Below are 13,906 nucleotides of genomic sequence, written 5' to 3' on the forward strand. Positions count from 1 at the left end.
ACGGACGGTGAACGGCGCCTGGACCGTGGAGCACGGCTCGAAGAAAACACGAGATTGACCGAAAGAAGTCGTGACAGAACCTGCTGGAATGATCATGAGTGGCGTTGCGGGAGGATCCGCACCAGGGCGAGCGGGGGACGAACGGCATGGGCACGGTCCGGTATCTGGAGATCGCGGAGGAGCTGCGCCGGGAGATCCTGTCCGGCGCCTACCCGGTGGGCGCCCGGCTGCCCTCGGAGAGCGAGCTGGCGGCGCGGTTCTCCGCCTCACGCGGCACGGTCCGCCAGGCGGTCGCCGGTCTGGCCGCCGACGGGCTGGTCGGCTCCAGCCAGGGGGCCCGCAGGATCGTCCTGCGCCACGAGCGCCGGCACAGCTTCGGGGAGCTGAACAGCTTCGCGCAGTGGGCCGAGGGGATCGGCCACGAGGCCAGCAGCCGCTTCCTGTCGCGGGCCCGGCGGCCCGCGACGGCCGAGGAGGTGGAACGGCTCGCCCTGGCACCGGGCACGGAGGTCCTGGCCGTGCTGCGGCTGCGGCTGCTGGACGGGGAGCCCGTGATGGTGGAGCGGACCGCCTACGCGGACTGGGTCGCGGAGGCCGTGGAGGCCATGCCGGAGGACTGCCGGTCGGTGATGGACGGCCTGGCGGCGGACTGCGGGGTCGTGGCCCACTACGGCGAGCACCTGATCGACGCGCTCGCCGCGGGCAGCGAGGACGCCCGGCTGCTGGAAGTCCGGCGCGGCAGCCCGCTGCTGCGCCAACGTCATGTATCGGCCACGCGTACGGGCCGCCCCATCGAGTGGTCCGACGACCGCTACCGGGCCGGAAGCGTCACGTTCAGTGTGAGCAACTCGGCGGTAACCGCCCCGCTGGAGCGGCACCCGGGCGGCGGGGAGCGCTGAGCCGCCCTCCGGCTGCCCGGAATGCAGGCCGCACCGCTGTAGGGTCCCAGCGCGGGCGCCCGGCCCCCCTGGCCGGCCCCGAGCCCCGAGCCCCAACCCCCCAGCCCCGAGGAACACCCTTGATCGATGTGCACCGGCTGCGCGTCCTGCGGGCCGTGGCGGACCACGGCAGTTTCAACCGGGCCGCAGCGGCCCTGCGGCTGACCCCCTCGGCGGTCTCCCAGCACATCGCCGCGCTGGAGCGCGGCCTCGGCCACCCGGTGGCCGAGCGCAGCACGCGCGGGGTCACCCTGACCGAGGCCGGCCGGCTGCTGGTGGAGACGGCCGAGACCGTCACCGCCGAACTGGACCGGGTCCGCGCGCGCATCGACCGGCTGGCCGCCGGCCGGCCGCGGCTGACCGTGGCCACCTTCACCAGTGGGGGCCGCCACCTGCTGCCGGGTGCCCTGTCCGCCTTCGTGCACGCGCACCCGGAGGTGGAGCTGACGGTGCTGGAGGCCGAGCCGGAGGCCTCGCTCCCGATGGTGCGGGCCGGTGCGGCGGACCTGGCGCTGGCCTACCACTTCGACGGCCCGCTGCCCTCCGGAACCGGGCTGTCCTGGCTGCCGCTCCTGGAGGACCCGCTGTACGCGGTCCTGCCCGCCGGGCACCGGCTGGCGGAGCGGGAGGCCCTGGAGCCGGCCGAACTGGCGGCCGACCGCTGGGTGCTGGGCTGTATGAAGACGGAGGCCTTCCTGCGCCGCTACGCGGACCGGGCCGGGTTCGACCTGCGGATCGCCGCGTCCACCACCGACTACTTCTTCTCCCAGACCCTGGTCGGGGCGGGGGTGGGCGTGGCACTCGTCCCGCACATCGCCCTGGCCCCGCCCCCCGGTACGGCGGTGGTGCCCCTCGCCCCGCCCCGTCCGGCCCGCCACCTCGGCGTCGCCGCTCCGCTGCGCTCCCCGCAGCCGTACGCGACGGCCCTGGCGCGGGCCCTGCGGTCCTCGGTGGCCGGGGAGGCGGAACCGGGGACGGCGGACCCCGCCGCGTAGGAGCATGGAGCCGGCCGGGGAAGTCGCGGAGGGGGCCGGGATGTTCGTCGCGTACGTGGCCGGGGAGGGGCGCTGGGCGCTGTGGCTGGTCTGCGCCTGCTACCTCGTGGTCGTCTACATCACCAGCCGGGGGCTGATCGCGGCCCCGCGCTACCGGCTGCTCCAGGCCCGCCTGCACGGCTGCCGGGTCCGGGCCGGGGTCTGCGCGGCCCGGGCGGCCCCGGACGGGGCGGACACGGCCGTTCGGGCCGCCGTGCTGAAGGCGGTCACCGACCGGCTGGACCGCCTGGAGCGCAACGGGCAGGTAGCGTGGCGGCTGCTGCCCCGGCGCTGGGTCGTCGCCATCCCGCTGTCCAAACTGGCCTCCGCCTGGAGGGTGCTGCACGAGGCCGAGGCGCAGCTCCTGCGCCTGGAGGACCTTGAGGAGACCGCCCTGCGCGCCCGCGCGCTGCGGCTGCGCCTGGAGGACGGCCGGGACCCGGCCGACGAAGGCCTCGCGCGGGAACTCGCCGCACCCACCGGTGACCCGGCGGCCGGACGGGCCGCGCTGATCGCCGTCACCGAGCGGCTCGCCGAACGCGAGGACGGTGCCTTCGAGCGCGAGTACGAACTCCAGCGCATCGCCCTGTGGCTGGCCCTCATCGGCCTCGGGGCGGTGCTGCTGATCGGCAGGTCCTCGACCACCGGCTCTCGCTCCTCCTGGGCGGCCTGGGCGGGTTCCTGTCCCCGCTGGTCGGGGTCATGCGCGCGCAGCGGCCCGCCTCCTGGGGCGTCCTCGTCCTGGCGCCGGTCGGCGGGGCCCTGGCGGCACCCGGCGGGCTGCTGCTGGTACGGATGCTCGCCGACCCCGAACTGAACCTCCTGGGGCGGGTGTTTCTGGACAATTCCTGGGGCTCCCCCGCCCGGCCCATCGCCCTGGCGATCGCGCTCCTGTTCGGCTTCTCGGGCACCCTGTTCTCCCGGCTCGCGCTCGCCGCCACCGGCCAGCTGGTGCCGGTGGCGGACCGGGGGACGGAAGGGCGCAAACAGGCCACCGGACGCGCGTGATCGCATGACGGACCGCTCGGCGGCCCGGGATCATGGAGGTCCGGCAGAACGGTCCGAAGGAGTGGTGATGCGGGTAGCGGTGGTCACGTTCGACGGGTTCAACGAGCTCGACAGCTTCATCGCCTCGGCGCTGGTCAACCGCTGCCGGCCCGACGGCCTGGAGGCCTTCATCACGACGCCGACCCCCGTGGTGACGTCGATGAACGGCGTCGAGGTGACGGGCCAGCGCCCGATGGAATTCGTGCGGGAGGCCGAGGTCGTCCTGATCGGCAGCGGCATCAAGACCCGCGACGTGATCGCGGACGACCGGCTGCTGTCGATGCTGCCGCTCGACCCCTCGCGCCAGCTGATCGGCTCGCAGTGCTCCGGCGCGCTGGTCCTCGCCCGGCTCGGGCTCCTCGCCGGCCGGCCCGCCTGTTCGGACCTGACGACCCGCCCGTTCGTCGAGCAGCTGGGCGTCACCGTGCTGGACGAGCCCTTCCACGTCGAGGGGAACGTCGCCACGGCGGGCGGCTGCATGTCCTCGCTGTACCTGGGCGCCTGGGCCATCACCCGGACCCTGGGCGAGGAGGCCGCGCGCGCCGCCGTCGCCTACGTGGCACCGGTCGGCGAGCAGCGCGAGACCGTCGACCGCACGATGTCCGCCATCGGCGTACGGGACTCCGCCCTGCTCTGAGCCCTCGGTACGGTCAACCACCGCCACCGGTGCGCCCGTTGGGCGCCCGGCGGTCGCGGGGCCGGGGGCGCGCGGCTAGGTTCTGGCGTCATGCAACGACGACCGCTCGCCCTCGTCCTCGACGTCCTGCTCATGCTGGTGGGCGCCCTGCTCGGGATCGCGACCAACTACGCCACCAACGTGGAGGGCGAGGTGCCGCTCCCGCTGCGGCTGCTGCGCCAGTGGTCCATACCCCTGGTCGGCATCGGGCTCCTCGCCCTGGTCGGCGGCCAGTTGTGGCTGCGGTGGCTGGAACGGCGGCCGGTGGCGGCGCCCGTGACGTGGACCGCGGGGCAGCCGCCGTACCCGGGGCTGGAAGCCTTCGGGGAGGAGGACGCGGCCGTGTTCTTCGGGCGGGAGCGGGAGACCGCCGCGCTCGTGGCCCGGCTGCACCCGGCTGCCCCGGCCCGGGCGAACCGGTTCGTGACCGTGGTCGGGCCTTCCGGCTCCGGCAAGTCCTCACTGGTCCGGGCCGGGCTGCTGCCCGCCCTCACGGGACGGCGCTCGCGCTGGACCGCGTACCCGGCGATCACCCCCGGCACCGACCCGGTGGGCGCCCTGCGGCGGGCCCTGGACGGGGCCGTGGCGGACGGGCGGCCCCGGGTGCTGGTGGTGGACCAGCTCGAGGAACTGCTGACCCTGTCGGGGCCGCGCGAGCGGGCCGCCTTCGTGGCCGCGGTGCGCCGGGAACTGGCCCGGCAGCCGGGGCTCTGGCTGGTGGGCACCCTGCGCTCCGACTTCCTGACCGGGTTCCTGGAGGCGGAACTGGCCTTCCTGGTACGGGATCCGGTGGTGATCGGGGCCCTGGAGCGGGAGGCGCTGCACGAGGTCGTGGCCCGGCCGGCCGCGGCCGCCGGGGTCTCCTTCGAGGCGGGCCTGGTGTCGCGGATCGTCGACGACTGCGGGGGCGGCGACGCGCTGCCGCTGCTGGCCTTCACCCTCCAGGAGCTGTACCGGCTGGCGGGCGGCCCCGGGTCGGTGATCGGGTACGCGCACTACCGGGAGGCCGGCGGGGTCGCGGGGGCGCTCGTCGGGCAGGCCGACCGGATCCGCGCCGAGCTGCTGGGACCGGACGCGGACACCGGACCCGGGCCCGACCCGGTGGTGCGGACCCTGCTGCGGCTGGTCACGGTACGGGGCGAGGAGCCCGTCCGCAGACGGGTCCCGCGCTCCGAACTGACCGCCCCGGAGCGGGAGATCGCCGACGCCTTCGTGGCGGGCCGGCTGCTGACCTCCGACGCGGGGGTCCTGGACCTGGCCCACGAGGCCCTGCTGCGCCGCTGGCCGCCCCTGCGGCGGGCCGTCGCCGGGCACGTGGACGAACTGCGGCAGCGCGGCGAGTGGGAACGCTGGGCCCAGGAGTGGGAGTTCGCGGGCCGCGGGGATGCCTTCCTGCTGACCGGGGAGCGGCTGGCGGCGGCCCGTGCCTGGCAGGGCCGGGCCCCTGCCGGGCTGGAGGTGCCGGCGCTGGTGGCGGAGTACGTGGAGCGCAGCACGCGGGCGGACGGTGCGGCCCGGGCGCGTACGGCGGACGCGGTGGCGGCCCGGGTACTGGAGAGCCGCGAACCGGAGACGGCCGTCGCCGTCGCCCTCGCGGCGGTCACGGAGTGGGCGCCGACCCCGGCCGCCCTCCAGGCGTTGCGGACCGCACTGGACGGGTCCCTGCTGCGGGCGGTGCGCGGGGACTTCGGCGCGGCGGTGACCGGGACGGCCTGGTCCCCCGACGGGTCGCGGCTCGCCGCCTGCGCCGGGGACGGCCGGGTGCGGGTCTGGCGGACGGACGGCCTGGACGGCGGGCCGGACGGGGGCCGTGCGGAGCCGGTCGTCCTCGACGTACCGGGCGAGTGGCCCCGTACGGTGGTCTGGTCGCCGGACGGCGCCCTGCTGGCCTGCGCCACGCGGGACGCCCGGCTCGCCGTCTGGGACACCGCCACCTGGCGCCGGGTGGCCGGTCTGCGGCTGCCCTTCCCCGGAGGCGGGCACGGGGAGGCTCCGGGCGCCCTCGCGTTCTCCCCGGACGGCCGCCGGCTGGTGTCGGCCGGGGCCGGCGGGGAGCTCCGGCTGTGGGACACCGCCTCGTTCACCCCGGCCGGAGCGCTGCGGGCCCCGGCGGCCGGGACGCCGTGGAGCGCGGCCTGGTCGCCCGACGGCGGCCGGATCGCCGCCGCCGGGGAGGACGGCACCGTGCGGGTCTGGCCGGCGGCCGGCGGGGAGCCCGTGCCGTGCGGGCCCGCGCACGGGGACGCGGTGACGGCCCTGGCCTGGTCCCCCGACGGCGCCCTGCTGGCCTCCGCCTCCGCCGACCGCACGGTGGTGCTCCGGGAGCCGGGCACGAGCCGGGTGGTGCGGGCCCTGTCGAGCATGGACGGGATCGACTGCCTGGCCTGGTCCCCGGACGGGACCCGGCTCGCCGCCGGCGACCGGCACCGCAACGTGCGGATCTGGGACCTCCGGGACGGGGCCGCGGCCGACGGCGAGGCCGCCGCCCTCTGGCTCACCGGGCACCTGGACGCCGTGCACGCCGTCGCCTGGACCCCGGACGGCCGGCGGCTGGCGACCGCCTCGCGGGACCGGACCCTGGCCGTCTGGGAGCCGGCCGCGCCGCCGTCCGTGCTGCGCGGGCACACCGAGTCGGTGTGGCAGGTCGCCTGGTCGCCCGACGGCGGCCGGGTGGCCAGCAGTTCGGAGGACGGGACCGTCCGGCTGTGGCGGGCACCGGAGTTCGGGCCGCCGCAGGTCCTGGCCACGGGGCAGTGCGGGGACCTCGCCTGGTCCCCGGACGGGTCGCTGCTCGCCGTCGGCCGTCACGACGGCGTGGCCGCGCTGTGGCACGGCGACGGCAGCCCGGCGGCCGAGCTTCCGGGCGGGCACGGCGCATGGGTGTCGTCGGTGTGCTGGTCCCCGGACGGCACCCGGGTGGCGACGGCCGCGCGTGACGGCCTCGTCCACCTCCGGGACGCCGCCGGGCGGGGTCCCACGCGGGTGCTGCGCGGGCACGGGGACTGGGTCACCGGAACGTCCTGGTCGCCGGACGGCGGCCGGCTGGCGACCTGCGGGACGGACCGTACGGTCATCGTCTGGGACACCGCGACGGGTGAGCGGCTGCGCACCCTGGAGGGTCACGAGGACCAGGTCTGGGAGGTGGCCTGGTCGCCGGACGGGCGCCTGCTGGCCACCGCTTCCCGGGACCGCACCGTCCGCCTGTGGGACCCGGACGCGGACGGACCGGCCGCGGCCCTCGCCCTGCTGGCCGGGCACGAGGACCGGGTCCAGGACATCGCCTGGTCCCCGGACGGCACCCGGCTCGCCTCCGTCTCCCGGGACCGGACGCTGCGGCTGTGGGACCCGGCGGCGGCCGCGCCCGTCGCCGTGGCCGGACTGCACGCCGACTGGGTCAACGGGGTGGCCTGGGCCCCCGGCGGCGGCCGGATCGCCACCTCCTCGCGCGACCGCACGGTCCGGCTGTGGACCCCTGTGCCCCGGGACGGCGCGGGGCCGCTGCTGCGCCTGGCGGCGGGGCGGGTCCTGCACCCGCCCACGCCGGAGCAGCGCCGCGCCCACCAGTTGCCTCCGCCCGCCCCGGTCCCACGGCCACGCGGGTGAAGTGCGCCCGGCCGCCGGTTCCCGCCCGGGGCGGGGCCCGTTGGAAGGGCGTGAACACCCCCATACACTCGATAGACGCCCACCTGACCTGCCTGGCCGGGGTCCCGGCCGCTCCCCCGCGCCCGGTCCCCCGGGGCGTCTCGCCCCGGGGCCCGTCGACCGCCCCGCCCGCTCCCGGCGACCCGCCGGGTCCGGCCGGTCCGCCGCTCCCCCGCGTGCGGTCCTCGCTCGGCGGCGGGGTCCTCTCCGTGACCCTGGCCGGGGAGTTCGACCACTACAGCTGCCTGCCCCTGCGGGCCCTGCTCGACGAGGGCGCGGCGCTCGGCGCCCGCCGTCTGGTCCTCGACGCGGCCCACGTCGCCTTCTGCGACTCCGCCCTGGCGCACCTCCTCGACCGGTGGGCCGCCGACGGCCGCACCTGGGAGCTCGCCGCCGGGTCGCGCTCCGTACGTCTGCTGCTGGACCTCTGGGACCGGCTGGGGCACGCGCCGGGACCCCCGGGCAGGACGCGGCGCGGGCTCCGGGACGGGAGCGGCGGGTGAGGGCGTCACCTCCGCGGTCCGGGTGTCGTTAGGCGCTCGGGGCTGATTCGGGGGACGAAGGGATGGCGTGAATGCGGCAGTTTCCGCTGGAGATGCACCAGGTGGCGCCGGGGCGCCTCGTCGAGTGGCGGTTGCGCTCCACGACCGCCCCGGGCGCGGCGGACCGGAGGGCTTCGTTCAATCAGGACAAGCACTTCACCGTCGCCGAGGAGAGCCGCGCCGACGGCGACCGGGTCGCGTCCTTCGTGGCCGTCACCTTCGAGATCGACGGCCCCTTGGACGAGGCGGTGCTGGCCCGGGCCCTGCTGGGCTTCGTCCAGCGGCACGAGGTGCTGCGGTGCGAGTTCCTGCGGCTGGCCGGGGAGGTGTCCTGCGCCCCCCTGCCGGCCGCCGAACTCGCCCTGGAGGCCGAGGAGGTGGCCGCGCACGGTTCGGCCGGGCGGCTGGGGGCGTTCCTGTCGGAGCGGTTCCAGCAGAGCATCGACACGCTGTCGTGGCCGCTGTTCGTGATGGGCGCGGTGGTCCGTCCCGACTCCGCGACCGTCTACCTGGCGTTCGACCACATCGTCTGCGACGGCATGTCGATGCCGGTCGTCGCCCACCAGGTGCTGACCTCCTACGAGGCGCTGCTGCGCGGCGAGGAGCCCGAGCTGCCGCCGGCGCCGAGTTACCTGGACTTCGCCGACGAGCAGCGCCGCCGCTACCTGTCCATCGACGCCGAAGACGAGCGGCTGGACTACTGGAAGTCCTTCATCGGGCGGGGCGGGGAGTTCTTCCCCCGCTGCCCGCTGGACCTGGGCGTCGAGCCGGGCCGGATGTACCCCATCGTCAACGAGGCCTCCTCGCTGCTGGACGCCGCCGAGGCCGAGGTGTTCGAGAAGGTGTGCCGGGAGACCGGGGCGAAGCCGTTCATGGGGCTGCTCGCCTCCGTCGCCGTGTGTCTGCGCGAGGCCGGCGGGCCGGGGGTGTACCGGGGGTTCATGCCGGTCAGCGAGCGGGGCCGGGAGAAGTGGACCAACTCGGTGGGCTGGTTCGTCAACACCCTGCCGATCGAGTTCGACGCCTCCCCCGGCAAGGACTTCGCCCAGGTGACGGCCGGGGTCCAGGAGGGGTTCCGGGAGATGATGCGGCACCTGGACGTGCCGTTCGTGCGGGCCTGGGAGCTGCTGGCCCCGGAGGAGTTCGCCCTGCGGTCCTGGCCGTACGCGGTGAACTTCTTCTCGTACATCGACATGCGCCGCTGTCCGGGCGCCGAGCGGCACGAGGAGTGGCGGCCGACCACGCACGTGTGGTCGGCGACCGGCAACGGGACCTGCTCGTGGTTCCAGCGGGACGCGGACGGGCTGCACATGAACTCCCTGTACGTGGACACCCCGGCCGCGCGGCGCACGATGGACGACTTCCAGGAGGCGCTGCGCCGGACGGTGCAGTGCGTCGCCCGCACGGGCGGCTTCCGCCGGCCGGTCGGGCTGACGGCCCCGCGGCGGCCTGAGCCGGATCCGCGGGCGGCGCGGGTCAGGGGCTGAGGGGGCGCAGGGCGGCGGCCCGGCCCAGCAGCAGCTCCCGTTCGCGGGTGTTGCGGGTGAGGGAGGCCGCCCTCTCGAACTCGGCGCGGGCCTCGGCCGCGCGTCCGAGCCGCTCCAGGAGGTCCCCCCGTACGCTCGGCAGCAGGTGGTAGGAGCGCAGGGCGGGTTCCGCGGCGAGGGCGTCGACCAGCGGCAGGGCCGCCGCGGGGCCGTCGGCCATGGAGACGGCGACGGCCCGGTTCAGCTCGACCACCGGTGAGGGCAGCAGGAGCACGAGGCGCCCGTAGAGGGTGGCGATGGCGGTCCAGTCGGTGTCCTCGTAACGGACGGCGGCCGCGTGGCAGCCGGCGATGGCGGCCTGGAGGGAGTAGGGGCCGCTGCCGGCGCGCTGGAGGGCGTCGACCCCGCGCCGGATGAGGAGCCGGTTCCACCGGGCGCGGTTCTGGTCGGCGAGCAGGACCGGTTCGCCGTCGGGGCCGGTGCGGGTGGCGGTGCGGGAGGCCTGGAACTCCAGCAGTGCGGCGAGCCCGTGCGCTTCGGGCTCGTCCGGCATCAGGGCGGCCAGTTGCCGGGCCAGGCGCAGCGCGTCCTCGCAGAGGGCGGGGCGCAGGAGGTCGTCGCCGGCGGTGGCCGCGTAGCCCTCGTTGAAGATCAGGTAGATGACCTCGAGGACGGAGGCCAGGCGCTGGGCCCGGTCGGCGCCGTAGGGCACCTCGAAGGGCACCCCGGCCTTGGCCAGGGCACGTTTGGCGCGGACGACGCGCTGGGCGACGGTGGGCTCGGGGGCCAGGTAGGCGCGGGCGATCTCCTGGGTGGTGAGCCCGCCAACCAGGCGCAGCGTGAGCGCGATCCGGGCGTCGGTGGACAGGACCGGATGGCAGGCGGTGAAGACCAGCCGGAGCAGGTCGTCGTCGATGTCGTCCGGGTCGGCGGGCTCGGCCGGCGGCGGTACGTCCTCCAGGGCCCGGCCGACCTCGGCGAGCTTGCGGGCGTACGTCTCCCTGCGGCGGACGAGGTCGACGGCCCGGTGCCGGGCGGTGGCCATGAGCCAGGCACCGGGCCGGTCGGGGATCCCGGAGGCGGGCCACTGCTCGAGGGCGGCCACGAGGGCGTCCTGGGCGAGCTCCTCGGCGATGCCGACGTCCCGCACGATCCGGGTGACGCCGGCGATGATCCGCGCCGACTCCATCCTGAACACCGTCTCGACCGCCCCGGCCGTGGTCACTACATCTCCTGGATCTCGCGGACCTCGGCGCCCACGTGCCACGACGTCGGATGGGTTTCGAGGAACCGCTTGGTCCACTCCAGGGCCTCGGCCTTGTCCTTGCACTGCAGGAGGGCGTACCCGCCGACGACCTCCTTGGTCTCGGTGAAGGGACCGTCGGTGAAGCTGGTCTTCCCGCCGGACCAGTCGAGGCGGGTGCCCTGGGCGGTGGGGAGCAGTCCGGCGGTGTCGAGCATGACGCCGGCCTTGGTGACCTCCTCCAGGAGGGCGCCCATGCGCTGCTCGAACTCCGGCGGGAAGTCCTTCGGGGGGAGGTCCTGCTCGTCGATGCGGATGAGCGTCAGGAAGCGCGGCATGGTGACTCCTCGGTGGCGGTGGGCGGGGGCTCTCCCCGCCTCTCACCCCTGCGTCGAACGGAAGGGGCCCGGATCGACAGGTCCCGGGAAAATTCTTGGGGGAATCCTCCGGGCGGGCCATCGGGCGCGCGGGAGGCCCCTCAGGCGCACCAGAAGAACATCGTGTCCTGGCCGGGCCGCGCGTCCTCCTGCGCGGAGGCCCATTCCTCGGCCTCGCAGCGGATCGCCTTGAGGAAGACCTCGACGGTCTCCCGTACCTCCGGGTCCAGCCGGGCCAGCACCGCCTCGTGCGCGGCGACGAACTCGGCGGCCAGTTCGGTCGGGAAGGTGCCCATCCAGGGGGTGGAGTCACCGGCCGGCGGCAGGCGGACGGGCGGCCCGGACGTGAGGATCCGGGAGATGGCCAGGCGGTCCGGGACCCCGGCGCGCGACACCTCCTCGTCCACCGTCCAGAACCAGGACTGGCGCCGCCAGTCCCCGAGGTCGTGGGTGTCCGAGAAGTGCGCGGAGATCAGCGCGTGCAGCGCGTGGTGGTAGCCGGGGCCCTGCGCAGCGCGGACCGTGCCGTCGAGCAGCTCCTCCAGGGCCTGGGCCACGGAGACCTCGAGGTCGATGCCCTGGCTGTGCAGCCGCCCGTCCACGGTCCGGCACTTCTCCCGGACGGTGGCGAGCGTGCGCTCCTGCCCGGGTGTGCGTTCCACGGCGGTGAGCAGCCTCATCGCTTCGCGCATGCTGCCGGTGCTCATGACAAGGTGACCCACGGTCACTTCCTTCCCCAGGCGATGCTTCATGTTCTCCGAACCGGGCCCTTCCGGCGAAACCGGCGTGCTGTTCGGGCCGACTGCGGGCAAGGGGGTCTAGCGGCTGTCCCCCGACCAGTCCCAGCGGCCGGGGTCCGCGGCGCGGCGGCGGTAGTGGGCGCGGCCGCCCGGCCCGTAGCGGCCTATCTCCGTGGGCAGGCGGGCCTCTTCGGCCAGCCGGGCGGGGCTCCAGCCGGTGACGTCGAGGAGCAGCCCGTCGAGGGGGCCGCCGACGAGCTCGCCGTAGGCGCGGCCGGGGCGGGGGCCCGGATCGGGGTCGTCGTGGTCGGCGCCGTACACCCTCCGGCGCGGTGTGCTGAGGTCCATGCCCCCAGGATCACAGCCACCACTGACAACGGGCCGTCCGGCCGCTGCGCCTAGGCTGGCGGTGAGCACAGGCACGAACGAGGAGAGCGCCGCCCATGAACCGTCGGGTGCACCGGCCCCTGGAGGACCAGGAATTCGACTTCATCACCGGTATGGCGCAGGGAACACCGGTGCTGGCCTACTTCACCGGCAGCTGGCCTAAGGCCGTGGGGCCCTCGCGGGCGCTGGACGCCGTCGTGGAGGAGGTGGCGCAGGAGTACGGCGCCCGGCTGACGGTCGTCCGCACGGACATCACCCGCTGCCCGGCCACGACCCGCCGCCACGGGGTGACGGGCGCCCCGGCCGTGGTCCTGCTGCGCTCGGGGGAGGCGGTGGCGGCCCACGCGGGCCCGATGACGGCGGCGGAACTGCGCACCCTGCTGGAAGACGCCGGGGTCTAGCCGCGGGGGTCCAGCCCGGGGGGCCGGCCCCTCTGTCCCCCCCCTGCCCCACTGGTCCGGTGGGCCCCGGGCGTTTCCCTGAGGGTGAACTCGGGCAGGCTGGCCGAAAGTGGCATAGGTAGGATAGGTGCCTGAGGCATGTAATGGAGCCGGCAAAACGGAACCAGCCCCTGCGAGGTGTTGTTCTCCATGTCCGAAACCCTGCCCGGTGCCCTCTCCTTCCCGCAGGACCGCACCTGCCCGTACCACCCGCCGGCCGCCTACCAGCCGCTGCGGGACACCCGGCCGCTGACCCGGGTCACCCTCTTCGACGGCCGCAGCGTGTGGATGGTCACCGGCCACGCCGAGGCGCGGGCCCTGCTGGCCGACGGGCGGCTGTCCACCGACCGCACCCACGAGGACTTCCCCCTGCCCAGCGCCCGGTTCAAGGGGATCACCCGGCAGCGGACCGCGCTGCTCGGGCAGGACGACCCCGTCCACAACACCCAGCGCCGGATGCTGATCCCGAGCTTCTCGGTCAAGCGCGCGGCGGCCCTGCGGCCCCGGATCCAGGAGACCGTGGACCGGCTGATCGACGCGATGGTGGCGAAGGGCCCGCGGGCCGAGCTGGTCGGCGCCTTCGCCCTGCCGGTGCCGTCCATGGTGATCTGCGCGCTACTGGGGGTCCCGTACGAGGACCACGAGTTCTTCGAGGCCCAGTCGCGGCGGCTGCTGCGCGGCCCCGGACCCGCCGACGTCGAGGACGCCCGTGCGCAGCTGCAGGGCTACCTCAGGGCCCTGATCCTGCGCAAGCGCGCCGAGCCGGGCGAGGGGCTGCTGGACGAGCTGATCGGCACCCGCCTGGAGACCGGTGAGATCGACGTCGAGGAGCTGGTCTCGCTGGCGGCGATCCTGCTGATCGCCGGGCACGAGACCACCGCCAACATGATCTCCCTCGGCACCTTCACCCTGCTGCGCCACCCCGAGCAGCTCGCGGAGCTGCGGGCCGACCCCTCGCTGCTGTCGGGGGCGGTGGAGGAACTGATGCGGTTCCTGTCGATCGCGGACGGGATGCTGAGGCTGGCCACCGAGGAGATCGAGGTCGGCGGGGTCACGATCCGGCCCGGCGACGGAGTGGTCTTCTCCACGTCGGTGATCAACCGCGACGAGGCGGCGTTCCAGGACCCCGACGTGCTCGACTGGCACCGCGGGTCCAACCGCCACCTGGCGTTCGGCTTCGGCATCCACCAGTGCCTGGGCCAGAACCTGGCCCGCGCGGAGATGGAGATCGCGCTCGGCACGCTGTTCGACCGGCTGCCCGGCCTGCGGCTGGCCGCCGATCCGGAGACGATCCCGTTCAAGCCCGGGGACACCATCCAGGGCATGGTCGAGCTGCCGGTGGAGTGGTGAGCG

At 75.3% G+C, this 13,906-nt stretch carries 14 protein-coding genes; 10 read left to right on the forward strand and 4 right to left on the reverse strand.

The window, feature by feature from the left end; translation table 11 throughout:
* The first annotated feature begins 146 nt into the window (after positions 1-146).
* The 8 genes from B4U46_RS04060 to B4U46_RS04095 all read left to right on the forward strand — a co-directional run bounded on the left by B4U46_RS04060 (position 147) and on the right by B4U46_RS04095 (position 9,366).
* Entirely contained in the window at positions 147-899 is a 753-nt protein-coding gene (locus B4U46_RS04060; RefSeq protein WP_079424136.1) for a GntR family transcriptional regulator, read from the forward strand.
* Between the two features lie 119 nt (positions 900-1,018).
* Positions 1,019-1,933, forward strand: a complete 915-nt coding sequence (locus tag B4U46_RS04065; protein WP_079424138.1) for a LysR family transcriptional regulator — start codon at positions 1,019-1,021, stop codon at positions 1,931-1,933.
* 4 nt (positions 1,934-1,937) lie between these two features.
* Positions 1,938-2,789, forward strand: a complete 852-nt coding sequence (locus tag B4U46_RS04070; RefSeq protein ID WP_079424139.1) for a hypothetical protein — start codon at positions 1,938-1,940, stop codon at positions 2,787-2,789.
* Positions 2,768-2,980 carry a hypothetical protein gene (locus B4U46_RS04075; protein ID WP_079424141.1) on the forward strand — a complete coding sequence of 71 codons (213 nt, stop codon included), beginning with the start codon at positions 2,768-2,770 and terminating at the stop codon, positions 2,978-2,980. Before B4U46_RS04070 ends, B4U46_RS04075 begins: the two co-directional genes overlap by 22 nt.
* Positions 2,981-3,047: 67 nt before the next feature.
* The gene (locus B4U46_RS04080) at positions 3,048-3,656 is read left to right on the forward strand and encodes a DJ-1/PfpI family protein (protein ID WP_079424143.1); all 609 of its coding nucleotides are present in this window, start codon (positions 3,048-3,050) and stop codon (positions 3,654-3,656) included.
* Positions 3,657-3,746: 90 nt separating this feature from the next.
* Positions 3,747-7,298 carry an AAA family ATPase gene (locus B4U46_RS04085; protein WP_079424145.1) on the forward strand — a complete coding sequence of 1,184 codons (3,552 nt, stop codon included), beginning with the start codon at positions 3,747-3,749 and terminating at the stop codon, positions 7,296-7,298.
* A 50-nt stretch (positions 7,299-7,348) separates the two neighbouring features.
* Positions 7,349-7,840, forward strand: coding sequence for an STAS domain-containing protein (locus B4U46_RS04090; protein ID WP_079424147.1), 492 nt, complete (start codon positions 7,349-7,351; stop codon positions 7,838-7,840).
* Between the two features lie 71 nt (positions 7,841-7,911).
* Entirely contained in the window at positions 7,912-9,366 is a 1,455-nt protein-coding gene (locus B4U46_RS04095) for a condensation domain-containing protein (RefSeq protein WP_079424149.1), read from the forward strand.
* On the opposite strand, the gene B4U46_RS04100 is transcribed toward B4U46_RS04095, so the two are convergent.
* From B4U46_RS04100 to B4U46_RS04115, 4 genes are all read right to left on the reverse strand, one after another.
* Positions 9,356-10,591: an RNA polymerase sigma factor gene (locus B4U46_RS04100; RefSeq protein WP_079424151.1), complete on the reverse strand. Its 1,236-nt coding sequence runs from the start codon at positions 10,589-10,591 to the stop codon at positions 9,356-9,358. The genes B4U46_RS04095 and B4U46_RS04100 overlap by 11 nt on opposite strands.
* Complete coding sequence (locus B4U46_RS04105; RefSeq protein WP_079424152.1) at positions 10,591-10,947, reverse strand: YciI family protein; 357 nt, start codon at positions 10,945-10,947, stop codon at positions 10,591-10,593. Before B4U46_RS04105 ends, B4U46_RS04100 begins: the two co-directional genes overlap by 1 nt.
* Positions 10,948-11,087: 140 nt before the next feature.
* Entirely contained in the window at positions 11,088-11,708 is a 621-nt protein-coding gene (locus B4U46_RS04110) for a DUF7691 family protein (RefSeq protein WP_079424154.1), read from the reverse strand.
* 96 nt (positions 11,709-11,804) lie between these two features.
* Positions 11,805-12,074 (reverse strand): hypothetical protein, encoded by a 270-nt coding sequence (locus tag B4U46_RS04115; protein ID WP_079424156.1) that lies wholly within the window; start codon positions 12,072-12,074, stop codon positions 11,805-11,807.
* Positions 12,075-12,169: 95 nt separating this feature from the next.
* Between B4U46_RS04115 and B4U46_RS04120 the strand changes: the two genes are divergently transcribed.
* Positions 12,170-12,514, forward strand: coding sequence for a thioredoxin family protein (locus tag B4U46_RS04120; protein ID WP_079424158.1), 345 nt, complete (start codon positions 12,170-12,172; stop codon positions 12,512-12,514).
* Between the two features lie 189 nt (positions 12,515-12,703).
* Entirely contained in the window at positions 12,704-13,903 is a 1,200-nt protein-coding gene (locus B4U46_RS04125) for a cytochrome P450 (RefSeq protein WP_079424160.1), read from the forward strand.
* The last annotated feature ends 3 nt before the right edge of the window (positions 13,904-13,906 follow it).

This window comes from Streptomyces katrae, from assembly GCF_002028425.1.
Classification (GTDB): Bacteria; Actinomycetota; Actinomycetes; order Streptomycetales; family Streptomycetaceae; genus Streptomyces; species Streptomyces katrae_A.

Coding starts and splice junctions, on each gene's coding strand:
- B4U46_RS04075 (WP_079424141.1), top strand. CDS start 2,768: ATGCTCGCCGACCCCGAACTGAACCTCCTGGGGCGGGTGTTTCTGGAC.
- B4U46_RS04115 (WP_079424156.1), bottom strand. CDS start 12,074: ATGGACCTCAGCACACCGCGCCGGAGGGTGTACGGCGCCGACCACGAC.
- B4U46_RS04060 (WP_079424136.1), top strand. CDS start 147: ATGGGCACGGTCCGGTATCTGGAGATCGCGGAGGAGCTGCGCCGGGAG.
- B4U46_RS04105 (WP_079424152.1), bottom strand. CDS start 10,947: ATGCCGCGCTTCCTGACGCTCATCCGCATCGACGAGCAGGACCTCCCC.
- B4U46_RS04095 (WP_079424149.1), top strand. CDS start 7,912: ATGCGGCAGTTTCCGCTGGAGATGCACCAGGTGGCGCCGGGGCGCCTC.
- B4U46_RS04125 (WP_079424160.1), top strand. CDS start 12,704: ATGTCCGAAACCCTGCCCGGTGCCCTCTCCTTCCCGCAGGACCGCACC.
- B4U46_RS04080 (WP_079424143.1), top strand. CDS start 3,048: ATGCGGGTAGCGGTGGTCACGTTCGACGGGTTCAACGAGCTCGACAGC.
- B4U46_RS04085 (WP_079424145.1), top strand. CDS start 3,747: ATGCAACGACGACCGCTCGCCCTCGTCCTCGACGTCCTGCTCATGCTG.
- B4U46_RS04070 (WP_079424139.1), top strand. CDS start 1,938: ATGGAGCCGGCCGGGGAAGTCGCGGAGGGGGCCGGGATGTTCGTCGCG.
- B4U46_RS04120 (WP_079424158.1), top strand. CDS start 12,170: ATGAACCGTCGGGTGCACCGGCCCCTGGAGGACCAGGAATTCGACTTC.